Origin of the sequence: Janibacter melonis (assembly GCF_003721155.3) — a bacterium.
Taxonomy (GTDB): Bacteria; Actinomycetota; Actinomycetes; order Actinomycetales; family Dermatophilaceae; genus Marihabitans; species Marihabitans melonis.
In genome coordinates, this window is record NZ_CP044548.2 from 1,545,612 (window position 1) to 1,567,670 (window position 22,059).

Below are 22,059 nucleotides of genomic sequence, written 5' to 3' on the forward strand. Positions count from 1 at the left end.
TCAGGCACCCGCCTTCGCGAGCGAGCCGACGGCCGAGACGATCCGCTCGAGGTCTGCCTCCGAGACCGACGGGTGGACGGGCAGTGAGAGACACTGCGCGGCCGCTACCTCGGTCGCCGGCAGATCGACGTCCGCGCGGAAAGGTGAGAGCCGATGGTTCGGCACGGGATAGAACATGCCGGAGCCGATCCGGTGCTCCTCCTTGAGGGCCCGCGCGAAGCCGTCCCGGTCGTCCTCCACCCGCACCGTGTACTGGTGGTAGACGTGCACGGCACCATCGGCGACCGGGGGCGGCGTCACGCCGTCGAGGTGCTCGGTGAGGAATCGGGCGTTCTGCTGCCGGCGCGCAGTCCATGCGTCGACCTTGGTCAGCTGCACCCGGCCGATAGCGGCGTGGATGTCGGTCATCCGGTTGTTCAGGCCGACGACCTCGTTGTGGTACTGCTGCTCCATGCCCTGGTTGCGGTACAGGCGCACCTGACGGGCAACGTCGTCGTCGGCGCACGAGACCATCCCGCCCTCGCCGGAGGTCATGTTCTTCGTGGGGTACAGCGAGAACATCGCGAAGGTGCCGAACGCCCCGACGGGCGTGCCGTGCAGCGAGGCCCCGTGTGCCTGTGCGGCGTCCTCGAAGATCTTGAGGTCGTGACGTCGCGCGATCTCTCCGAGCGCGGTCATATTCGCGGGGTGCCCGTAGAGGTGCACGGGCATGATGCCAAAGGTCCGGTCGGTGATCGCGGCCTCGACGGAGGCGGGATCGAGGCAGAACGTCTCGGGGTCGATGTCGGCGAAGATCGGAGTAGCCCCGGTGAGCGCGACCGAGTTCGCCGTCGCGGCGAAGGTGAAGGAAGGCACGATCACCTCGTCGCCGGCTCCGACACCGGCTGCCAGCAGACCCACGTGCAGACCTGAGGTGCCCGAGTTGACCGCGGCGCACGGTCGCCCGAGGCCGAAGTGAGTCGAGAACTCCTCTTCGAACGCCTTGACCTCGGGCCCCTGGGCGATCATGCCGCTGCGCATGACACGCGTGACCGCCTCGATCTCCTCCTCACCGATGAGGGGCTTGGCCGGGGGGATGAAGTCGTTCATCGGGTCTCCTCCGTCAGCTGGCCGTCGACCTCGACGTACCGCTCACCGGTTCGCGGGCACACGTACACACCTTCTCCTTCTGGGTCGAGCGGGACGCCGGCGCGGCCGACCCACCTGATGCGTCGAGCGGGGACGCCCGCGACGAGCGCGAAGTCGGGCACGTCCTGGGTGACCACCGATCCGGCGGCGACAAGGGCCCATCGTCCGATCGTCACGGGTGCGACGCAGACCGACCGGGCGCCGATTGAAGCGCCGGTACGACAGGTCACGCCGACCGCCTCCCAGTCGTCGCCACGCTTGAGCGTCCCGTCCGGTGCCACGGACCGGGGGTAGTGGTCGTTCGTGAAGACGACCGCCGGGCCGACGAAGACCCCGTCCTCGAGGACGGCGGGCTCGTAGACGAGGGCGTAGTTCTGCAGCTTGCAGCTGTCTCCCATGCGCACGCCTGTGCCGACGTACGCTCCGCGCCCGACGATGCAGTTCGTACCCAGGGTGGCACCCTCACGGACCTGCGCGAGATGCCACACGGAGGTCCCGTCGCCGAGGGTCGCAGAGGGGTCCACGTCAGCGGAGTCGACTACCCGGACGCTCATCGGCGAGCACCTTCTCCGACCACCAGGACCGGGACACCGTCGAAGCGGCTGCGGTCCAGCACCCGGCGACCGTCGACGACCAGCGCGACCCCAGGCACCTCGTCCTTGCCGATCTCCCGGTACTCGGGGTGATCGGCCTGCACGACGACGACGTCGACCTGCTCGCCGAAGGTATAGGGGCTCCATCCGAAGCTCGACAGCTCCTCGTCGGAGTACATCGGGTCGTGGACCAGGGCGTCACCGCCGGCGGATCGGATGGCGTCCACCGTGGCGAAGACCCCGGAGAACGCGGTCTCCTTCACCGACCCTCGGTACGCCGCACCGAGGACCGCGACCCGCTTGCCGCTCAGGGAACCACCGAGAGCATCGACGGCCAGGCCCACCGTGTAGGCGGGCATCCCGGCGTTCGCGGCACGGGCCTCACGCACCACCGTCGCGTCGGGGTCGTTCCAGAGGTACAGGCGCGGGTAGACCGGGATGCAATGGCCGCCGACCGCGATACCGGGGCTGTGGATGTGGCTGAAGGGCTGGGAGTTGCTCGCCTCGATGACCTGGTGGACGTCGATCCCGTTGGCCGCCGCGAACTTGCCGAACTGGTTGGCCAAGCCGATGTTCACGTCGCGATAGGTCGTCTCGGCCAGCTTCGCGAACTCGGCGGCCTCGGCCGACCCGAGATCCCACACGCCGTTGCCGCGCGGGAGGTCGGGTCGCTCGTCGAACTGCAGCACCTGCTCGTAGAAGCTCTTCGCCCGCTGCGTCCCCTCGTCCCCGAGCCCACCGATGAGCTTCGGGTACTTGCGCAGGTCAGCGAAGACGCGCCCCGTGAGCACCCGCTCGGGGCTGAAGACGAGGTGGAAGTCCTCCCCTTCGACCAGGCCGGACACCTCCTCCAGACGCGGCTTCCACCGCGTGCGGGTCGTCCCGACGGGGAGAGTGGTCTCGTAGACCACGAGCGTGTTGTTCTCCCGCCGCAGGCCGCGCCCGATGTCGTCGGTCGCCGAGTCCATCCAGCCGAAGTCCGGCCGAGCCTCGTCATCGACGAAGAGTGGGACGACGACGACGACGACGTCGCTCTCGCTCACGGCCTCTGCCGTGTCGGTGGTGGCGACGAGGCGCCCCGACGCGACGACCTCGGAGAGCCGCGCGTCCAGATCGGCCTCACCCGGGAATGGTTCTGATCCCCTGTTCACCTGCTCGACGACCGAATCGCTGACATCTGCGCCGAAGACATGGGCTCCGGATGCTGCGAACTGAACTGCCAACGGGAGGCCGATCTTCCCCAGACCGACGACGGTGACCTTCACGGTGCTCCATTCATGAGTACGGCAAGCCGTCGCGAGTGTATCGGGGAGCGATCGGGCGGGCTCCGCGGCCCGCGGTGACCCGCGTCCGGCGGCCCCATCCAACACCTGAGCACGAGTTTGGGCTGGCATAACGCGTCGTTATGCTTCGAAGGTCGTCCCCAGAGAGGTCTCCCTTCGTGCCCCCCACCGCTCCCCCGCGTGCGCTGACGCACCTCGACGTGCTCGAGTCCGAGTCGATCCACATCATCCGTGAGGTCGCCGCGGAGTTCGAGCGACCCGTCTTGATGTTCTCCGGCGGCAAGGACTCGATCGTCATGCTCCGGCTGGCCGAGCGCGCCTTCGCACCCGCCCGGATCCCCTTCGGCCTGCTGCAGGTCGACACCGGCTACGACTTCCCCGAGGTCCTCGCCACCCGCGACCGCTGGGTCGATCGCCTGGGCGTCGAGCTGCACGTCGCCTCCGTCGAGGAGGCGATCGCCGACGGCACGGTCGTCGACGACGGCAAGACCTCGCGCAACCGCCTGCAGATCGGCACGCTGCTCAACGCCATCGAGGAGCGCGGGTACACCGCTGCCTTCGGCGGTGGCCGGCGCGACGAGGAGAAGGCCCGCGCCAAGGAGCGCATCTACAGCCACCGCGACGACTTCGGCCAGTGGGACCCGAAGAACCAGCGCCCCGAGCTGTGGTCGCTCTACAACGGCCGGATCCACGAGGGCGAGCACATGCGCGTCTTCCCCCTGTCGAACTGGACCGAGCTCGACATCTGGCAGTACATAGCCCGCGAGGACCTCGACATCCCCGAGATCTACTACTCGCACCGTCGCCGGGTCTTCGAGCGCGACGGGATGCTGCTCACGGAGAGCGAGCACAACCCCCTCCGCCCCGGTGAGGAGGCGCAGGAGCGCCAGGTGCGCTTTCGCACCGTCGGCGATCTCACTCTCACCGGGTGCGTCGAGTCCGACGCCTCCACCGTCGAGCAGATCATCGACGAGATCTCCATCGCGCGGCTCACCGAGCGCGGCGCCACCCGTGGCGACGACCGCTTCAGCGAGGCCGCCATGGAGGACCGCAAGAAGGAGGGGTACTTCTGATGGGCATCGACCTGCAGACCACTCAGCTCGAGGCCGAGGAGGCCCTGGTGACCACTCCTTCGACCGCCACCGATCTCGACCTCGGGATCCTGCGGGTCGCGACGGCCGGGTCCGTCGACGACGGCAAGTCCACGCTCATCGGGCGACTGCTGCTCGACAGCAAGGCGATCTTCGAGGACCAGCTCGAGGCGGTAGAGGCGACGAGCCGCGCGAAGGGTCACGACCACACCGACCTCGCGCTGCTGACCGACGGCCTTCGCAGCGAGCGTGAGCAGGGCATCACGATCGACGTCGCCTACCGGTACTTCTCGACGCCGCGGCGCAAGTTCATCCTCGCCGACACCCCCGGGCACGCCCAGTACACGCGCAACATGGTGACCGGCGCCTCCACCGCCGACCTCGGGCTCGTCCTCGTCGACGCCCGTCACGGGATCACCGAGCAGTCGCGCCGGCACACCGTGCTCCTGTCACTGCTCCAGGTCCCGCACATCACGCTCGTCGTCAACAAGATGGATCTCGTCGGGTACGACGAGGCGGTCTTCACGCAGATCCGCGACGAGTTCGAGGACTTCGCCGGCCGGCTCGACGTGCCGACGACGAGTGCCTTCCCGATCAGCGCGCTCGCCGGCGACAACGTCGTGACTCCCAGTGACGCGATGCCGTGGCACAGCGGGGGCAGCCTGCTCGACCACCTCGAGACCGTCGAGACGGCCTCGGACCTCGGCAGCGAAGGGGGCGTCCCCTCCCGTTTCCCGGTGCAGTACGTCATCCGGCCGCAGCAGGGTGAGTACCGCGACTACCGCGGCTACGCCGGGCGCGTCGAGGCGGGGACCTTCGAGGTGGGGCAGCAGGTCGTCGTGCTGCCGAGCGGCATGCGGACGACGATCTCCGGCATCGACGTCCTCGGCGAAGAGCTCGAGCAGGCCGTGACCTCGCAGTCCGTCGTGCTCCGGCTCGCGGACGACGTCGACGTCTCCCGTGGCGACCTCGTCGCGGGGGCTGGCGAGCACGAGCCCGAGGTGACGCGAGAGCTGACGGCGACCGTGTCGTGGATGGCGACCGGTGAGCTGCACGAGCGGCAGAAGCTGCTCCTCAAGCACACCACCCGCACCGTGCGCGCCGTCGTGCAGGGCGTCAGCTCGCGTCTCGACATCAACTCGCTCGAGCGCGACCGTGACGCGAGCACGCTGGAGCTCAACGAGATCGGCTCGGTCACGCTGCGGCTCGCCCAGCCCCTCGTCGTCGACCCGTACGCCGACATCCGGTCGACCGGGTCCTTCATCCTCATCGACCCCGCGACCGGTGCGACAGTCGGCGCCGGGATGATCTCGGGGACGCACGGCGAGGACTACGCGATCTGACACCTGGGGTGGTCTCGAGGCTCGTTCCTCGCACCTCGATCAGCACAGCCGTGGTGATTGAGGTGCGAAGGCCGGTTTCGAGGCTCGGGCCCTAGCGGGCCCTTCGCACCTCAACCAGCAGGCCCCTTGGTGGTTGAGGTGCGAAGGCCCCCTGGGCCTGAGCCTCGAAACCTGGGGGACCGCGCCTCGAAACCCTTGCTGACCGCTCACCGACAGGGTCTGGATTGTTCGAACACCTGTTCGATAATGTGGGGTCATGGCGACGATGCCGCAGCTCCTCGACCCGGGCACCCCGGGCCAGAGCCGCGTGCCAGCCCTCCTCGACCAGGCCCACGCCGTCATCGACAGCCTCCAAGACGCGATCGCCGCCGACCAGCGCACCGCCGGGCGGGCGCTGCGCGCCGACCTCGTCGAGGTCGAGCGCCTCGCCCGACGCGTCGAGGCCGCCCGACTACGCCTCGTCGCCCGCGCCGACGCCATCCGAGTCGCCGAGCGCACCGGGCACACCGACACCGGAGCCTGGGTCGCGCAGTACACCAACAGCGACCGGCGACCCGCCTCACGCGACGTCCGCCTCGCCACCGCCCTGACCGCACCCAGCACGCCACCCCCGGGCGACTCCCCTGATCCGACCCCGACCGGCCTCACCCTCGTCAGCACCGACACCCCCAGCACCGCCGCAGGCCGAGCTCGGCCGCACCGCCGCCGCCCTCGACGACGGGCGGATCAGCGCCGACCACGCCCGCGTCATCACCGGTGCGATGGACGACCTCCCCGACGGGCTCACCCTCGAGCAGCGCCGCGCGTGCGAGGCCGAGCTCCTCCTCCTCGCGGTCAACCGGGCACCGGCCAAGCTGCGGATCGCCGCGCGCCGCGTCCTCGAAGCGGTCGAAGAAGACCAGGACGTCGTCGACGCCCACGAGGACGACGTCCTCGCCGCCGAAGAGGCCCACGCCCACGAAGAATCCGCCTTCTGGATCCGTGACAACCACGACGGCACCATGACCGGGCACTTCACCGTCCCCTGGGCCGCCGGTGCGATCCTCGGCAAGGTCATCGACGCCATGACCGCACCCCGACGCCGCGTCCAGCCCGGGTCGGACGCCGTGGTCACCGAGCCCAGCGACCTCGCCCGCCTCACCGGCGACACCCGCGTCGACGAGCTCGACTGGCAGCACCGCCGCGGCCTGGCCTTCGCCGACCTCCTCACCCGCATCCCCACCGACCACCTCTCCCGCAAGGTCGCGGCCACCCTCCTGGTCACCACCCGACTCGACGACCTACGAGGGGACCTCCACCGGGCCGGGAGCACCGACGCCGGCGATCACCTCGATGCCGGCACCATCCGTCGCATGGCGTGCGCCGCCGGGATCATCCCCGTCATCCTCGGCGGGCCCTCACAACCCCTCGACCTCGCCCGCCAGAAGCGTCTCTTCACCGAAGCCCAGGCCGTTGCCCTGTCCCTGCGCTACGACACCTGCGCGGCCCACGGGTGCGAACGGCCCTTCGCGTGGACCGAGATCCATCACCTCTTCGCCTGGCGAGACGGTGGGCTGACCGACCTGCTCAACGCGGTCCCCCTGTGCGGCTACCACCACCGCATGATCGACGGACCCGACTGGCAGCACACCACCCAGCGCGCACCCGACGACACCGTCACGATCCACTTCCATCGGCGCACGTGAGCGGGCGGGCAGTATGCGGGTCGAGCCTGGGCACGTGACCGTTTCGACGCCGAAACGCGACTGAACTGAGTCTCGACAGACGGTGCCGTGGGTCACAGGTGCGCCAATACCTTTCTCGCACAGGCCCCGTCGCCCCCTCGGCGTGGCCTGCTCCCCCGCCCGCCTCGCGCTGAGGAGCGTGCTGTGCGAATGACGCAACCCCCTGCCCACGCCCATCTGCTGCGTCGAACGGCCGGTCTCGTCGCCGCCGTCGCCGCCGCCGGACTCGTCGTCACGGCGACCACCGCAGCGCCACCCGCCGAGGCCTCGTCCTCGACAGCTGCCGGGTCGAAGCCCACCCCCGCACCGACGAGCACCAGCAAGCCCAAGACCACCGCGAAGCCGAAGACCACCGCAAAGCCGAAGACCACGGCGAAGCCCAAGGCCACGAGCACCCCGAAGCCGACCGCCAAGCCCAAGCCCAAGCCCGCGAGCACCCCGAAGCCGACCGCCACCCCTTCGCCCGCCGTCATCTCCGCTCCCGCCGCCGGCACGACGAACCCCCGACCGGCCCTGGGCGTGCAGTACCACGGCATGTGGTCGGACCAGACGCCCGCGATGCGCGCGAAGGTCCTCGACCAGCTCGCCGCCAACGGCTCCGAGTGGGTCCGCATCGACGTCTCCTGGGCGATGATCGAGCCCAAGCACCAGCAGTACGACATGCAGTGGGGCGTCCCCTTCGTCGACACCGTGCTCAAGGAGGTCGAGGACCGGGGCCTCAAGGCGATGGTGACCTTCTGGCTCACTCCCGACTGGGCCAGCTACGGCAAGGGCGAGCGCTACGCGCCGCGCTACCCGACCGCCTACGGCCGCGCGGCCGGCTGGGCCGCCAAGCGGTGGGGCCACACGGTCGACGCGTGGGAGATCTGGAACGAGCAGAATCACCCCGACTTCTTCACCACGGCCGACCCCGTCGCGTACACGAAGATGCTCTGCTCGGCCTACACCGAGGTCAAGAAGGCCGACACGAGCCCGGTCGTCTACGGCGGGCTGCAGTACAACGACGCGGCCTTCGTCAAGAAGACGTACACGGCCGGGGCGAAGGGGTGCTTCGACATCCTCGCGACCCACCCGTACTCGGCGCCCTCGGACTTCTCCCCGTCCCGCGACGGCGGGGCTCCCTGGGGCGTGACCCGGGTGCGCGACGTGCGCGCCGTCATGATCGCCCAGGGCGACGCGGCCAAGCCGATCTGGTTCACCGAGCTCGGCTGGTCGACCGGGCAGATCCCCAACCCGCAGCCCTGGCAGCGGGCGGTGAGCGAGGCCACGCAGGCCGACTTCCTCGAGGAGACAGTGGCGCTCACCCGCAGCAGCTATCCCTACGTCAAGGGCATCATCTGGTTCCGCGAGCGGGACCGCACCGGCGGCAACCCCTACGAGGACGGGTACGGCCTCATGCGGGCCGATCTCACCCCGAAGCCGGCCCTCGCCCGGCTCAAGGCGGTGGCCTCCTCGTGACGCGCTTCTTGACCATCTCTTGACGATTTCCTGACCAACCCTGGACAAACGGTGATTGAAGGATCACCCTCATGGCACGATGCACCTTGGATTACTCGGGGGTAACGAGCTGTAGGGGGCTGGGTCATGGGGACAGGTCTAGGCACGACGGAGGTCGCGCGCGCGACGGCTCACGCGCCGACACCGCCGACGGTGCGCAGGGGTGATCTCTCAGAGCTCGGTGAGCCGGTCGCCCGGCTCCACGACCTCGCCGGGGTCCCCCTGCGCACCCACGCCCGCGACCTGATCTCGTGGGCTCGGACGGTCGGGCAGGACGTCACCGTCGTGCTCGTCGAGGACGAGACAGGTGCGCCCGTGGCCGCTGCGCTGCTCGAGGTGCGGGTGCGCCGGACCCCGGTGGGGTCCTTCGCCTCCGCCCGGCTCGCCGGGCACGCAACCCTCGACCACCAGCGCCTCGTGGCCCTCGACGACGAGGCCGCCCGCGCGCTCGCCGGGGGCATCCACGACCTGCTCGCCGCGCACACCGCGTGGCGGTGCGAGCTCGAGCTGCTGCCCGTCGGCGACCCGGTGGTCGCCGAGCTGGCACGGCTCTCCCCCTTCGCCGAGACCACGGCGGACGACGCGACCCCGCAGGTGATCTGGCCGACCGAGCGCACCGAGCGCACCTGGGCGGCGAAGAAGACGCGTCAGCGCACCCGCACCGCGCAGCGACGGGCCGATGAGAGCGGGCGCGACTGGTCGGTGACCCACGCAACCGAGGCGAGCTGGGTGCTCGCCGCGCTGCCGGCGACCCTCGACCTGCGTCTCGAGCGCGAGCTGGAGTTGGGGCGCAGCGACTCGCTCGCCGACACCCGCCAGCGGGCCGCCCACGTCGAGCTCTCCGAGAGCCTCGCCGCGCGCGGCGTGCTCGAGCTGTGGCAGCTGCACGTTGACGGGATGCTCGGGGCCTACCTGCTCGCGGCCCGCGACGGCGACATGATCCGGCTCGTCGACGGGCGGATCCACCCCGACGCCGAGGACCTCTCGCCGGGCGTCATCCTGCACGGGCACGCCCTGCAGACCTGGCACGCCGACCCCAGCATCACCGGGGTCGACCTCGGCCGGGGGCTGACGAACTTCAAGCGCTCGCTGCGCACGCAGGACATCGACTCCGAGGCCACCGTGCTCTGGTCGCACCCGGCGCTCGCGCGGCTGGAGCAGCAGCGCACCGCGGTGGTGGACGGTGCGAGGTCTGCGCTGCGCGCCGCCCGCGACCGCTCCCCCGCTGTCGCGCGGGCCGTGCACGCCGGGCGTCGCGCCCAGACCTGGGCCCGCGCCCACCGCCCTGCTGCCACCGGCGGGAGCGCAGCACACCGGGACGTGTCGTGAAGCGCGGCGGCGAGCGCGAGCTCGTCGGCGGGGGTGGCGGTGGCGTCACGGCGGTGTCGGCCCCGGTGCCGGCGGCTCGGGCCGCGGCCGAGCGGATCCGCTCGCGGCGCCGGCGCGGGTGGATGCGGGCGGTCGACGTCACGGTGCTCGCGCTGCTCGTCGCAGCCGACCTCGCGGTGCCCGCGTTCACGCTCGTGGCTCACCCCGACCAGTGGCTCTCGGCGCTCGGCCTGGCACTGGGCATCCTCGCGATCGGCAGCTGGGCGGGCCTGTACCGCAGGCGCTTCCACAACAGCGTGCTCGACGAGCTGCCGTGGATCCTCGTGGCCGGTGCGGTCGGCGTCGGGGCCGCGGCGGTGCTGCCGCTGCTCGTCGGCGAGCCCACCCCGGACCGCCTCCGGGCCGTGCTGCTCGAGCTCGCGATCGCGCTGCCGCTCGGGCGCGGGCTCGTCTACGCCGGTCTGCGTTGGTGGGTCGGGGCGCACCCGGCGCGCCAGACCCGGGTGCTCGTCGTCGGCGAGGACGACCGCGCCGCGCAGCTCATCGAGCGCATCGAGTCCCACCCCGGTGAGGGCGTCGTCATCGCGGGGGCGGTGGCGGACGGCGAGCCGGCGACCCCGGAGGTCGAGGTGCTCGGCGGGGTCGCAGACCTCACCGACGTCGTGCAGCGACGCCGGATCGACGCGGTGATCCTCACCGACGCGAGCGCGCCGGAGTGGCGGCTCGCGCACTCGCTGCGGCGGCTGCCGCGGCGGCTCAAGGTGCTCACCGTGCCGGCCGGGTACAGCCTGCGGCTGCGCGGCGGGCGGGTGAGCGACCAGCTGTGGGACATCCCGGTGCTGCCGGTGACGCCCGGCCCGCTGAGCGGGCCCGGGTGGTGGGCCAAGCGGGCCTTCGACGTCGTCGTCGCCGGGACCGCCCTGCTCGTGCTCTCGCCGCTCCTGCTCGTCGTCGCCCTCGCGGTGCGCCTCGAGATCGGGCGGGGCGTGATCTTCCGCCAGGAGCGCATCGGGCGCGACGGTCACCCCTTCGTGCTCTACAAGTTCACCTCGCTCAAGCCCACGGCCAGCCGCGAGGCGGAGACGACGTGGAGCATCGCGCACGACGACCGGGTCGGCCCGGTCGGGCGCTTCATCCGGGCGAGCTCGATCGACGAGCTGCCGCAGCTGGTCAACGTGCTGCACGGCGACATGAGCATCGTCGGGCCGCGACCCGAGCGGCCGCACTTCGTCGAGCAGTACGCCGACCTCTACCCCGGGTACGAGGACCGCCACCGGGTGCCGGTCGGGCTCACCGGGTACGCGGCGGTCAACGGGCTGCGCGGCGACACCTCGATCTCCGACCGAGCCAGCTTCGACAACAGCTACATCGACAACTGGTCGATGTGGGAGGACGTGAAGATCATCGTCAGGACCGTGCGCAGCGTCATCGGTCGTCATGGTCGCTGAGGCCGCCGTCACCCAGGAGACCCAGGGCACGCGCCTGCGGGTGTGCGTCGTGCTGCCCTCGGCCACCCGTGGGGGCGCCGAGATCTGGCAGGAGCGGCTCGCCGCCGCCGGCTCGCGCCTCGACCTCGAGGTCGTCGCGCTCGCCGAGGGCGACGCGGCCGCGCAGTGGCGCCGCCTCGGCGTGCCCGTCACCGTCGTGCCCACCGGCACCCGGGCGAAGGGGGCGGCACGCACCGTCGCGCAGGTGGCCGCGCGGCTGCGCCGCACCCGTCCGGACCTCGTGCTCGGGCACGGCGTCAAGGCCGGTCTCGTCGCCGCGGCCGCCGGGGCGATGTCGGGGACGCGCTCGGCCTGGGTGCGCCACGACGACTCCTTCGAGGGCGGGCTGGTGCGGCTGCTCGACACGCTCGTCGACGGCCGGGTGAGCTCGGCGCAGCGGCTGACGACCGGTCGGCCTGCAGGTCTCGTCGTGCCGCCGCCGCTGCCCACCGGCACGGTGGGTCGCGCCGAGGCGACGGCCCGGCTCGGGCTGGCCGACGACGGGCTGCTCCGGGTCGCGATGGCGACGCGGCTCGCGCCGTACAAGGGGGTCGACGACGCGATCCGGGCGGTGGCGCAGGTGGACGGGTGGGCGCTGCACGTCTACGGGGTGGCCGACGCGGCGTACCCGGGCGAGCGGGGACGGCTCGTCGCTCTCGCGGAGAGCCTCGGGGTCACCGGGCGGGTGCACCTGCACGACCCGGTCGACGGCATCGGCTCGCTGCTCGCCGCGCACGACGCGCTGGCAGTGCTCACCCGGGCGGACCGTGACGCCCGGGTGACGGGCGAGTCGCACAGCATGGCGGCGCACGAAGCGCTCGCGTGCGGGGTGCCGGTCGTCGCGACCCCGCCGCTGGAGCAGACGCTCGGCGAGGGCTGCCTCGCCGTGCCCGCCGGCGACCCGGCGGCCGTGGCCGCCGCGCTCGTCGGGCTCACCGACGCCGCCGTCCGCGCTCGGGTCGCCGCCGCCGGTCGGGAGGTCGTCGCGGGCGAGGACCCGCACGCCGCTGCCGCGGCTCTCGAGCGCCACCTGGCGGCGGTCGCCCTTCGTCCCGGTGCGGGCCGCGTCGACGGTCCCCCGGTCTCGGTCATCACCACCGTCCTCGGCGAGGCCGAGGGGCTTTGCACGCTGCTCGACCAGCTGCGCCCCCAGCTCGGGCCGCACGACGAGGTCGTCGTCGTCGACGGCGGGTCGCGCGACGCGACCGTCGACGTCGCCCGGGCGCACGCGCAGGAGGACCCGCGGGTCACCGTCGTCGTCTCGCCCGGCGCGGGCATCTCGGCCGGGCGCAACATCGGCATCGAGCGCGCCCGCCACGACCTCGTCGCGTGCACCGACGTCGGCTGCGAGCCGGCGGCGGGGTGGCTGACCTCCCTTCGCCGGGCGGCCGCGGACCACCCGGGTGCGCTGCTCACCGGGGTCTACGACGTCACCGCGACGACGCCGCTGCAGCGCGCGCTCGCCGTCACCGGGTACCCCGTCGTCGAGGAGTCGACGCACCCGACGCCGCTCACGCGGCTGCACGGGCGGCTCTTCGGGCGCGCCTTCGACCCGACGATGCCGACCGGGCGCTCGATGGCGCTGCACCGGGACGCGTGGCGCGAGGTCGGCGGCTTCCCCGAGCACCTCGCGACCGGTGAGGACGTGACCTTCGGTCGGGCGGTCGCGCAGCGCCGACCGGCGGTGCTCGTCACCGACGCGCTCGTCACCTGGGAGCAGCGCCCGACCCTGCGCAGCACGCTGCGGATGTACTACCGCTACGGGCAGGGGTCGGGGCACTCGCGCGACGCGCTGCTCCTCGCCCGCGACGCGGTGCGCGCCCTGGCCTACCCGGCCGGGGTCGCGCTCGTCGCGCGCGGTGGTGCCGCGCGGGGCCTCGCGCTGGCCGCCGGCGCGCTCTACCTCAGCGTCCCCGCCCTGCGCGCGGCCCGCGGGCCGCAGCCCGTGCGCACCACCCTGCTCGTCGCGCCGGTGAGCGCGCTGCGCGACGGGGCGAAGGTCCTCGGCGCGCTCGACGGCCTGCGCCACCCTCCGGACGGGGACGCGTGACCCGACAGGCAGAGGCACGTCGGATGACCCGGGCCGCCGTGACGCTCAGCGTCGGCGAGGTGCTCGGCAAGCTGGCGACCCTGCTCATGCTCGGGCTGCTCGCCCGGGCGCTCGGGGTGGCCGACTTCGGCGCCTTCTCCTTCGGGCTCGGTCTCGGGCTGCTCCTCGCGTCGGCGACGACGCTCGGCCTCGACCAGCGTCTCGTCCAGCTGACGGGCGGCGACCCGCAGAGCCTGTCGGCGCGGCTGTCCTCGCTGCTCGCTGTGCGGCTCTCGCTCGCGGCGGCGGTCGTCGTGCTCAGCGCGGTCGTGCTGCCGCTCGCCGTCGCTGACGACGTGCGCTGGCACGTCACCCTCGCCCTCGTCGCGGCGGCGTGCTGCGACGGGGTGACCGAGGCCTTCCGCTCGGCAGCGAGCGCGCGGCACGTGCAGGGCGGGCCGGCGGTGGTCCTCGTCGTCCAGCGCTTCCTCGCGCTCGGGCTCGTCGTCGCCGCGGTCGAGCTCGGCGGGGGCATCACCGGGGCGGCGGTGGGCTACCTCGCGGCGTCGGTCGTCGGGGTGGTCCTCATGGCGCTCGTCGCGCGGGTGCGGGCCGACGTGCGGCCGTCGCCCGCGGCCGTGACGCGGGGGCACGTGCGCGACTACGTCGTCGCGGTGCGGGTGACGGGGCTCAACGACCTCGTCTCGATGGCGCTCTTCCGCATCGACGTCGTCATCATCGCCTGGCTCGCGGGCACCGTGGCCGTCGGCTACTACACGGCGGCCTACCGCCTGCTCGAGACCGTGCTCTTCATCAGCTGGTCGATTGCGCGCGTCATCCTGCCGGCCCTGGCCGACACCTCGCTGCGGGCGGTGGAGCGCTCGCGGACGGTCGCGACGGCGCTCGTCGTCGTCACCGCGGTGTACCTGCCGTACACCGCGCTGCTGCTCACCCGGGGCGAGGAGCTCGTCGCGCTGCTCTTCGGCGAGGACTTCGGGTCGCGGGCGATCATCCTGTGGCTCGCCCCGGCGCCGCTCTTCTTCGGGGTCGCGCAGGTGGCGCTCATCGCGCTGCTCGCGCTGCGCCCCGACCCGGCCGTGCTGCTCGCGAGCACCCTCGCCCTCGTGACGAACGTCGCGCTCGACGTCGCGCTCATCCCCCTCTACGGGCCGGTTGCGGCCGCGGCGGCGACCACCGCCGCGTACGCCGTGCAGGCGGTCGTCGTCGTCATCGCCCTGCGCCGACGGGTGGCACCGGTGCACGTGCGGCGGGCGCTCGTCGTGTGCACCGGGGCGGCCCTCGTCGCCGGCGCGACGATGCTGCTCCCGGTGCACGTCGTGCTCGCCGCGGTCGTCGGCGGGATCGTCTACGTCGGGCTGTGGTGGCTGGCGAGCCGGCGCTGGGACCGACCGACCCACGACCTCGTGCGCTCCGTGCTCACGTCGGGGGCGTCATGAGCACCGTGGCGGCGCGTCCGGCGCCGGTGGCCGGCGCGACGCCGCAGGGCTCGGTGGCCGAGAGGGGTCACGAGGTGCCGACCGCCCGGGCCGCCGGTGCACCCGGTGCCGTCGGCCCGGCGGCGCCGTACGCCCTGCCCGACGCGATCACCGGCGCGCTCGTCGTCCTCGCTCTCGGCGCGCCGTGGGCGCCGGGCCTCGTCCTGCCGGTGAGCCTGCTCGTCGCGGTCCTCTGGGGGCTGCGCGTCGTCGACACGCGGCGGCTCGCCCTGCCGCCTCTCGTCGTCGTCGCCGCGGGCATCCCCCTCGCCCAGGCGGTCGCCGTCCCCACCGCCGTCGACCCGGTGCGCTCGGCCGTGCTCACGGTGGCGAGCGCCCTCGGGTGGGCCTGCGCTGCGGCCCTGGCGACCCTGACCCCGCGCCGCCGCGCGGTGGTGCTCGGCTCCCTCGTCGTCTCGCTCCTCGTCGTGTGCGCCCAGGCGAGCACCGACCTCGGCGGGCTGACCAGCCGAGCCGGTGGGTCCGTCGTCGACGGCCGCGCGCAGGGCCCCTTCGCCCAGCCCAACGAGCTCGGCGCATACGTCGTGCTGCTGCTGCCCGTGTGCGTCGCCCTCGCCTCCCGCCCGCGCAGCCGGGCCGCTCGCGCGCTCCTCGGCCTGGCCGTCGTGCCGGTGCTCGCCGCGCTCGCGCTCAGCCTGTCGCGCGGGGCGTGGATGGGCGCCGCCGCCGCGACCGCCGTGCTCGTCCTCGTGCTCCCCCGGCTCGTGCCCGCCGTCGCCATCGCCCTCGGCGGGGTGAGCACGGTCGTGCTCGGTCTCGCGCTGCTCGGCACGACCGGGCCGGCGGCGGTCGTCCTGTCGCGCATCGGCTCGCTCGGCGACCCGTCGCGCTCCCCCGACGACCACCGCCCGCAGATCTGGGAGCTGGCCCTCGACGCCGCGGCGCACCGACCCGTGACCGGGGTCGGGGCCGGGGGGCTCGAGACCTGGGCGACGCGCACCGACTCCGCCCTCACCCTCGAGACCCCGCTGCACGCGCACAACCTCGTGCTCACCGTGCTCAGCGAGACCGGCGCCGTCGGCGCCCTCGTCCTCGTCGCCCTCGCCCTCGTGCTCCTGCACGGGCTCTGGCGCGCGGCCACGAGCACCACCTCGTGGCTCGTGGCCGCGCCGCTCGCCGGTCTCGCCGGCGCCGCCGTCCACGGCCTCATCGACATGCCGTGGCGCAACCCCGCTCTCACCGCGACGGCCTGGCTCCTCGCCGGCGCCGCGGCCCACGTCCACCGACCCCTTCGACCTCGAGCTGAGAGGCCCACCGTGACCCCCAGGACCACGCGCGCCCACGACCAGGCCGCGACCACCGACCGTGCCCCCGAGCGGGCCGTCGACCGCACCCCCGAGCAGGTCGTCGACCCGACCCCGGTCCGGCGCCGCCGGGCCTGGCCGCTGCCGACCGTGCTCGCGGTCCTCGCCTCCGCCGCGCTGGTCGCCGGCCTGTACTACCTGCCGACCCAGCACGAGGCGACCGCCGTCGTCGGGCTGCGCAGCGAGGCGGCGAGCGAGGGTCAGGCGACGACCGGGCCCGACGAGCTCAAGCTCATCGCCCAGCAGTACTCGGTCGCCCTGTCCGACGAGGCCGCGGTCGACGAGCTCGTCGACGAGCTCGGCATCCCCGCGATGAGCACCGCCGAGGCGACGGTCGACCCGGAGACGACGACCGTGCGCATCGCCGCCCGCTCGGACGACCCGCAGGAGGCGAGTGACCTCGCCGACCGGATCGCGCGCAGCGCAGAGGCCCGGGCCGACGAGGACCCGCAGGTCGTCGCGACGACGCTGTCGACGGCCAGCCCCGACCACACCCGGGTGACCCCGCCGAAGCCGCTGCTCCTCGCGTGCGGGCTGTCGGCGATCCTCGTGCTCGCCGTCGGGCTGTGGCTGCTGCGGCGGCAGCGATGAGCGGGCGCACGCCGCTGGTGCTCATGTACCACGGCATCGGCGACGTCCCTGCGGCGTCGGACCCGGACAACCTCTACGTGCCCGAGGCGGCCTTCGCCGCCCAGCTCGACCACCTCGCCGCGCGCGGGTGGACGGTGCTCGACGAGGCCGGCTACCTCTCGGCGCTCGACGGCGCGCCGACCCCGCGGCGCTCGGTGCTCATCACCTTCGACGACGGCTACGTCTCCGTGCTCGAGCGGGCCGCGCCACAGCTCGCACGACGCGGCATGAGCGCGATCTGCTACGTCTCGCCGGGGCTCGACGGGCAGGCGCCGCTGCCCGGGATGCCGCCGGAGTCACGCCTCATGACGGCCGCCCAGATGCGCGAGCTGTCCGCGGCCGGTGTCGCGCTCGGGTGCCACGGCTGGGCGCACGAGTCGATGCCGGGCATGAGCACCGAGCAGCTCGAGCAGTGCACGGTCCGTGCTCGCGACGAGCTGCACTCGCTCGTCGGCGAGCGTGTCGCGACCTTCGCCTACCCCTACGGCCACCACGACCAGGCGGCCCGCGAGGCCGTCGCGGCCGCGGGCTTCGCGTGCGCGCTGGCGACGTACGACGGCGCGGGGCGCCTCGCGATCCCCCGCGTCGACATCAACGCCACGGACACCGCGCGGACCTTCGAGCTCAAGCTGAGCCGGGTCTACCCGCTCGCCCGGCGGGCCCTCGGATCCGCACCCGCGGTGCGCCGCGCCGCGCACCGCGTCCTCGGCCACGCGGCGAGGTCGTGATGCGCCGGATCCTCCACGTCACCGACTGCTACAGCACCGGCGTCGGGCGGGCCATCGACACCGTCGTGTCGCTGACGCCCGAGCACGAGCACCACCTGCTGTGGGCCGGCGAGGACGACCCGAGCGGGGTGGGCTTCGCGAGCACGCGCCCGCTGCCCCGCGGTCTGCCCCAGCGGGTGCGGGCGGTGCGCGAGAGCGTCGCCCGGACCGGCAGCGAGATCGTCCACGCGCACTCGAGCCGGGCCGGGGTCTACGCCCGCCTCACCGGTCTCGACGCCCGAGTGCTCTACCAGCCGCACGCCTACAAGCTGCTCGACCCGGCGCTGCCCGCCCCCGCCCGGGCCGCCGTCGCCCTCGTCGAGCGCGCGCTCGGCCTGCGCACCGACACCGTCGTCGTGCTGTCGGAGGAGGAGCGCGCCCTCGCCGCGCGGCTCACCCCTTCGGCCGCGAAGGTGCTCGTGCCCAACGTGCCGAGCCTGGCCCGGCCCGCCCCCGTCGTCACCGACCCGGGTCGCACGGGGCCGCCGCCGCGCACCGTCGTCATGTCGGGGCGGGTCAGTGCGCAGAAGGACCCCGAGTACCTCGTCGCCGTCGCCACCCGGCTGCGCGAGCTCGACCCCGGGGTGTCGGTGCGCTGGCTCGGGAGCCCCGACGACGCCCGCCTCGCGGCGCGGCTGCGCGCGGCCGGGGTGGAGGTCACCGGGTGGCTGCAGGCCGACGAGCTCACCGCCGCCCTGCGCGACGCCGGGGTCTACCTGCACAGCGCCGCGTACGAGGGCTTCCCGCTCAGCGTGCTCGACGCCGCCGCGTGCGGCCTGCCGGTGCTCGTGCGCGACATCTCGGCCTTCGCCGGGACGCCGCTCGTGCGGGTCGCCGGTCCCGAGGACGCGACGACCCGCGTGCTCGAGGTGCTGCGCGGGGGCGAGGCGTGGCAGGCCGCGGCGGCCGGTGGCCGCGACCTCCTCGCATCGATGGACCCCGCCGTGCAGCGGGCGCGTCTCACCGATCTCTACGGCTGAGGGACTCGCCCTTCGAGGCTCGCTGGCGCTCGCACCTCAGGGAGCGAAGGGGGCGGTGCCGGGTCGCCCGGCACCGTCCCCTTCGACGTCTCGTGGCTGTCAGCCCGCGTGGGCGGCGACGGCGGCGGCGACCGCCTCGGCGACGCCGTCCTGGAAGACCGGCGGGATGATGAGGTCGGCGCGCGGCTCGGGGACGAGGTCGGCGATGGCCTGGGCCGCCGCGAGCTTCATCTCCTCGGTGATCTGCACGCCGCCCGCGTCGAGCGCCCCGCGGAAGATGCCGGGGAAGGCGAGGACGTTGTTGATCTGGTTCGGGTAGTCGCTGCGACCGGTGGCGACGACCGACGCGTAGCGGTGGGCGACGTCGGGGTGCACCTCGGGCGTGGGGTTGGCCAGCGCGAAGATGATCGGACCCTCCGCCATCGAGGCCACCTGCTCCTCGGGCACGGTGCCGCCGGAGACCCCGACGTAGACGTCGGCGCCGACGAGCGCGTCGCCGAGCGAGCCGGTGAGGCCGCGCGGGTTGGTCTGCTCCGCGAGGCGCTGCTTGTGCGCGACGAGGTCTGTGCGACCGGGCTCGATGATGCCGCGCGAGTCGGCGACGATCACGTCCTCGACACCGGCGAGCTGGAAGAGGTCGCTCACGGCGACCCCCGCCGCGCCCGCGCCCCCGATGACGACGCGCAGCGAGGACAGATCGCGGCCGACGACGCGGCAGGCGTTGATGAGACCGGCGAGCGCGACGATCGCCGTGCCGTGCTGGTCGTCGTGGAAGACGGGGATGTCGAGGCGCTCGCGCAGCCGGCGCTCGATGTCGAAGCAGCGCGGCGCCGAGATGTCCTCGAGGTTGATCCCGCCGAAGGACGGGGCCATCCGGGCGATGGCGTCGACGAGCTCGTCGACCGAGCCCGACTCGATGGTGATCGGCACGGCGTCGACCCCGGCGAAGTGCTTGAAGAGCACCGCCTTGCCCTCCATGACGGGCATCGCGCCGAGGGGGCCGATGTCACCCAGGCCGAGCACCGCGGTGCCGTCGGAGATGACGGCGACGGTGTTGTTGCGGGCGGTGAAGCGGCGCGAGAGCGAGGGGTCCTGCGCGATCGCGAGGCACACGTCGGCGACACCGGGGGTGTACAGCAGCGACAGGTCCTCGAAGCCGCGCAGCGGCTTCGTCGCCCGTACCTCGACCTTGCCGCCCTCGTGCGCGGCGAAGGCGGGCGCCGTGAGGTCGTAGGAGGTGGTCTGCTCGGGCTGGCTCACGCGAGCGATCCTCGCACAGGGGGCGAAGGGGTGGGCAGGGCGTCCGGGCGTGGTGTCGGCCTCATCTGCCGCCCTGGACCATGCGCTGCGAACCGTCCGTCCGGGTCATGCCGGGGAGCCTCCGGCGGGCCTACCCTGCTCCCCTGAGCCGCGCCACCGGCTCACCCTTCGCGCCACCCGAGGTCGACATGGCTGCTCCGCTCCGCATCCTCGTCCCGCTCCTCTCCGCCGTCGTCCTGGCCGCCGGCGCCGCCGCTCCTGCCAGCGGCTCGCCGCCGGGCGCCTCCGCCGCGGCGGGCACCGTGCGGATGACGGGCGTCGTGCTGCGCACCCCCGCCGAGCCGGGCCAGCCCGCCCGCACCGGGCTGCGCGTGGGCAGCCGGCTCGTCGCGACGAGCGGTGCCGGCATCGAGCGCACCCCGGCCGGCTCGCAGGTCACCGTCGACGTCGGTGTCCCGCCGACGGCCGGCCCGTCGGGCGACCGGGTCGCCGCGAGCATCGACGCCGCGTCGCGGCAGGGCGCGCCCGCGCTCGCCGTGCAGCGGGTCGTCAGCTCGACTCCCCCGGTCGCGCAGGCGTACACGCCCGCGACCCGGGCGCTGACGATGGTCAACGTCACCCCGCGGGGAGCCACCCCGGACCCGATCGGCACCCCCGCCCTCACCACCCAGGTGAGCGCGTCGAGCACCTTCTGGCAGCAGCAGTCCCGCGGCGAGCTGCGCCTGGCGATGTCGGGCGCGCTGCGCCCGTCGTACACCGCGTCGGTCGACTGCTCCGACCCCTTCGCCCTGTGGGACGAGGCCGCCCGCCGCACCGGGTACGTCGACGCCGACAACACCTCGCTCGTCCTCGTGCTGCCCGGCAACGCCGCGTGCTCCTACGGGCTCGGCACGATCGGCGGCTCGCCGAACAGCGGGGGCTACATCTACTACACGGGCGACAGCCCCGACGTCCTCAGCCACGAGGCCGGCCACAACATGTCGCTCATGCACGCCGACCGGCTGGCCTGCCCGACGCCCGACGCCCGCCAGCTCGGCTGGGACGACTTCGGCACGTCGTGCGAGCTCGCCGCCTACGGCGACGGGCAGGACATCATGAGCGTCGACCTCATCGGCTCGCCCTCCCCGATGCTCTCGACGCCCCAGGCGCTGCGCACGGGGATGCTCGAGGCGAGCGCGGCGACCGTGCTGCCCGGCACCGGTACGTCGAGCGTCACCCTGCTGCCGGTCGCCGGGCGGACCGGGCTGCGCTCCGCGCGGGTGACCAACCCCGCGACCGGGGTGACGTACTACGTCGAGTACCGGCGGGCGAGCGGGCTGGACGCCGAGAACGCCTGGGGCCACCGCACCGGCGTGCGGGTGCTGCGGTGGAACTACGACAGCACCAACGAGACCGTCCTGCTCGACCCCTCTCCGACGGGCACGTGGGACGACGCCGACCCGGTGCTCGACGTCGGCGAGACGCTGACGACCTACGACGGAGGTCTGCGCATCCGCACGGTCTCGGCGGGCACGAGCTCGGCGACCGTCGAGGTGACCAGCTCGGTGACGCTGCGCGACTTCACGATGAGCGCCGGTCCGTCGATCAGCGGCACCCGGGGGGTCGGGCGCACGCTCACCGCGAACCGCGGCGCGTGGAGCCCGACGCCGAGCAGCACGAGCTACCGATGGCTGCGCGACGGCGTCGCGATCTCGGGGGCGTACTACAGCACGTACACCCCGCGCACGGCTGATGCCGGCCGGTACCTCAGCGTGCGGGTCACCGTGCGGCGCCTCGGGTACCGCGACGCGACGGCGACGAGCTCGCGGGTCGGCATCCCGATCTACGCGACGACCGCGCCGCGCATCGGGGGCACCGCTCAGGTGGGTCGCACGCTCACCGCGTACGTCGGGTCGTGGACGCCGACGCCGTCGACCTACGGCTACCAGTGGTACCGCGGCAGCACGGCGATCTCCGGGGCCACGGCGAAGACCTACGTCGTGCGCTCCTCCGACGCCGGGGCGAAGATCCGGGCGCGGGTCACCGCGCGACGCACCGGGTACAGCAGCGGGTCGGCGTACACGGCGTACACGGCGGCGGTCACGCGCTGAGGGGGTC

At 73.4% G+C, this 22,059-nt stretch carries 16 protein-coding genes; 12 read left to right on the top strand and 4 right to left on the bottom strand.

All coding sequences use genetic code 11. The features are described from left to right. The 3 genes from EEW87_RS07265 to EEW87_RS07275 are packed head-to-tail and all read right to left on the bottom strand — an operon-like array spanning position 1 to position 2,986. Positions 1–1,089, bottom strand: a complete 1,089-nt coding sequence (locus tag EEW87_RS07265) for a DegT/DnrJ/EryC1/StrS family aminotransferase (RefSeq protein ID WP_123092090.1) — start codon at positions 1,087–1,089, stop codon at positions 1–3. Then, positions 1,086–1,682, bottom strand: a complete 597-nt coding sequence (locus tag EEW87_RS07270) for an acyltransferase (RefSeq protein WP_123092091.1) — start codon at positions 1,680–1,682, stop codon at positions 1,086–1,088. Before EEW87_RS07270 ends, EEW87_RS07265 begins: the two co-directional genes overlap by 4 nt. Continuing rightward, positions 1,679–2,986 (bottom strand): nucleotide sugar dehydrogenase, encoded by a 1,308-nt coding sequence (locus tag EEW87_RS07275; protein ID WP_123092092.1) that lies wholly within the window; start codon positions 2,984–2,986, stop codon positions 1,679–1,681. The genes EEW87_RS07270 and EEW87_RS07275 overlap by 4 nt, the downstream gene beginning before the upstream one ends. 176 nt (positions 2,987–3,162) lie before the next feature. Between EEW87_RS07275 and cysD the strand changes: the two genes are divergently transcribed. The 11 genes from cysD (at position 3,163) to EEW87_RS07330 (ending at position 18,702) form a co-directional block, all read left to right on the top strand. Beyond that, entirely contained in the window at positions 3,163–4,077 is a 915-nt protein-coding gene (cysD, locus tag EEW87_RS07280; RefSeq protein WP_191681395.1) for a sulfate adenylyltransferase subunit CysD, read from the top strand. Next, positions 4,077–5,438, top strand: a complete 1,362-nt coding sequence (locus tag EEW87_RS07285) for a sulfate adenylyltransferase subunit 1 (protein ID WP_123092094.1) — start codon at positions 4,077–4,079, stop codon at positions 5,436–5,438. Before cysD ends, EEW87_RS07285 begins: the two co-directional genes overlap by 1 nt. A gap of 626 nt (positions 5,439–6,064) precedes the next feature. Continuing rightward, complete coding sequence (locus EEW87_RS07290; protein WP_275898495.1) at positions 6,065–7,123, top strand: HNH endonuclease signature motif containing protein; 1,059 nt, start codon at positions 6,065–6,067, stop codon at positions 7,121–7,123. Between the two features lie 189 nt (positions 7,124–7,312). Then, a complete protein-coding gene (locus EEW87_RS07295; protein ID WP_123092096.1) occupies positions 7,313–8,620 on the top strand; it encodes a glycoside hydrolase 5 family protein in 1,308 nt (435 codons plus the stop codon). Positions 8,621–8,812: 192 nt separating this feature from the next. Beyond that, positions 8,813–9,988: a GNAT family N-acetyltransferase gene (locus EEW87_RS07300; RefSeq protein WP_123092097.1), complete on the top strand. Its 1,176-nt coding sequence runs from the start codon at positions 8,813–8,815 to the stop codon at positions 9,986–9,988. Next, positions 9,985–11,436, top strand: a complete 1,452-nt coding sequence (locus EEW87_RS07305) for a sugar transferase (RefSeq protein ID WP_123092098.1) — start codon at positions 9,985–9,987, stop codon at positions 11,434–11,436. Before EEW87_RS07300 ends, EEW87_RS07305 begins: the two co-directional genes overlap by 4 nt. Then, positions 11,426–13,525, top strand: coding sequence for a glycosyltransferase (locus tag EEW87_RS07310; RefSeq protein ID WP_123092099.1), 2,100 nt, complete (start codon positions 11,426–11,428; stop codon positions 13,523–13,525). The genes EEW87_RS07305 and EEW87_RS07310 overlap by 11 nt, the downstream gene beginning before the upstream one ends. Beyond that, positions 13,522–14,961 (top strand): oligosaccharide flippase family protein, encoded by a 1,440-nt coding sequence (locus EEW87_RS07315; protein WP_163562395.1) that lies wholly within the window; start codon positions 13,522–13,524, stop codon positions 14,959–14,961. Before EEW87_RS07310 ends, EEW87_RS07315 begins: the two co-directional genes overlap by 4 nt. After that, positions 14,958–16,916, top strand: a complete 1,959-nt coding sequence (locus EEW87_RS07320) for an O-antigen ligase family protein (RefSeq protein ID WP_123092101.1) — start codon at positions 14,958–14,960, stop codon at positions 16,914–16,916. Before EEW87_RS07315 ends, EEW87_RS07320 begins: the two co-directional genes overlap by 4 nt. Next, the gene (locus EEW87_RS07325) at positions 16,913–17,683 is read left to right on the top strand and encodes a polysaccharide deacetylase family protein (RefSeq protein ID WP_123092102.1); all 771 of its coding nucleotides are present in this window, start codon (positions 16,913–16,915) and stop codon (positions 17,681–17,683) included. Before EEW87_RS07320 ends, EEW87_RS07325 begins: the two co-directional genes overlap by 4 nt. Beyond that, a complete protein-coding gene (locus EEW87_RS07330) occupies positions 17,683–18,702 on the top strand; it encodes a glycosyltransferase family 4 protein (RefSeq protein WP_123092103.1) in 1,020 nt (339 codons plus the stop codon). Before EEW87_RS07325 ends, EEW87_RS07330 begins: the two co-directional genes overlap by 1 nt. A gap of 99 nt (positions 18,703–18,801) precedes the next feature. On the opposite strand, the gene EEW87_RS07335 is transcribed toward EEW87_RS07330, so the two are convergent. Further along, positions 18,802–19,962, bottom strand: coding sequence for an NAD(P)-dependent malic enzyme (locus EEW87_RS07335; protein WP_123092104.1), 1,161 nt, complete (start codon positions 19,960–19,962; stop codon positions 18,802–18,804). Positions 19,963–20,150: 188 nt separating this feature from the next. Between EEW87_RS07335 and EEW87_RS07340 the strand changes: the two genes are divergently transcribed. After that, entirely contained in the window at positions 20,151–22,052 is a 1,902-nt protein-coding gene (locus EEW87_RS07340) for a hypothetical protein (protein WP_123092105.1), read from the top strand. The last annotated feature ends 7 nt before the right edge of the window (positions 22,053–22,059 follow it).

What these genes read in the sequence shown, in the direction of transcription:
- EEW87_RS07325 (WP_123092102.1), top strand. Translation starts at nt 16,913, where the DNA reads ATGAGCGGGCGCACGCCGCTGGTGCTCATGTACCACGGCATCGGCGAC.
- EEW87_RS07265 (WP_123092090.1), bottom strand. Translation starts at nt 1,089, where the DNA reads ATGAACGACTTCATCCCCCCGGCCAAGCCCCTCATCGGTGAGGAGGAG.
- EEW87_RS07320 (WP_123092101.1), top strand. Translation starts at nt 14,958, where the DNA reads ATGAGCACCGTGGCGGCGCGTCCGGCGCCGGTGGCCGGCGCGACGCCG.
- EEW87_RS07310 (WP_123092099.1), top strand. Translation starts at nt 11,426, where the DNA reads ATGGTCGCTGAGGCCGCCGTCACCCAGGAGACCCAGGGCACGCGCCTG.
- EEW87_RS07330 (WP_123092103.1), top strand. Translation starts at nt 17,683, where the DNA reads ATGCGCCGGATCCTCCACGTCACCGACTGCTACAGCACCGGCGTCGGG.
- EEW87_RS07340 (WP_123092105.1), top strand. Translation starts at nt 20,151, where the DNA reads ATGGCTGCTCCGCTCCGCATCCTCGTCCCGCTCCTCTCCGCCGTCGTC.
- EEW87_RS07270 (WP_123092091.1), bottom strand. Translation starts at nt 1,682, where the DNA reads ATGAGCGTCCGGGTAGTCGACTCCGCTGACGTGGACCCCTCTGCGACC.
- EEW87_RS07285 (WP_123092094.1), top strand. Translation starts at nt 4,077, where the DNA reads ATGGGCATCGACCTGCAGACCACTCAGCTCGAGGCCGAGGAGGCCCTG.
- EEW87_RS07295 (WP_123092096.1), top strand. Translation starts at nt 7,313, where the DNA reads ATGACGCAACCCCCTGCCCACGCCCATCTGCTGCGTCGAACGGCCGGT.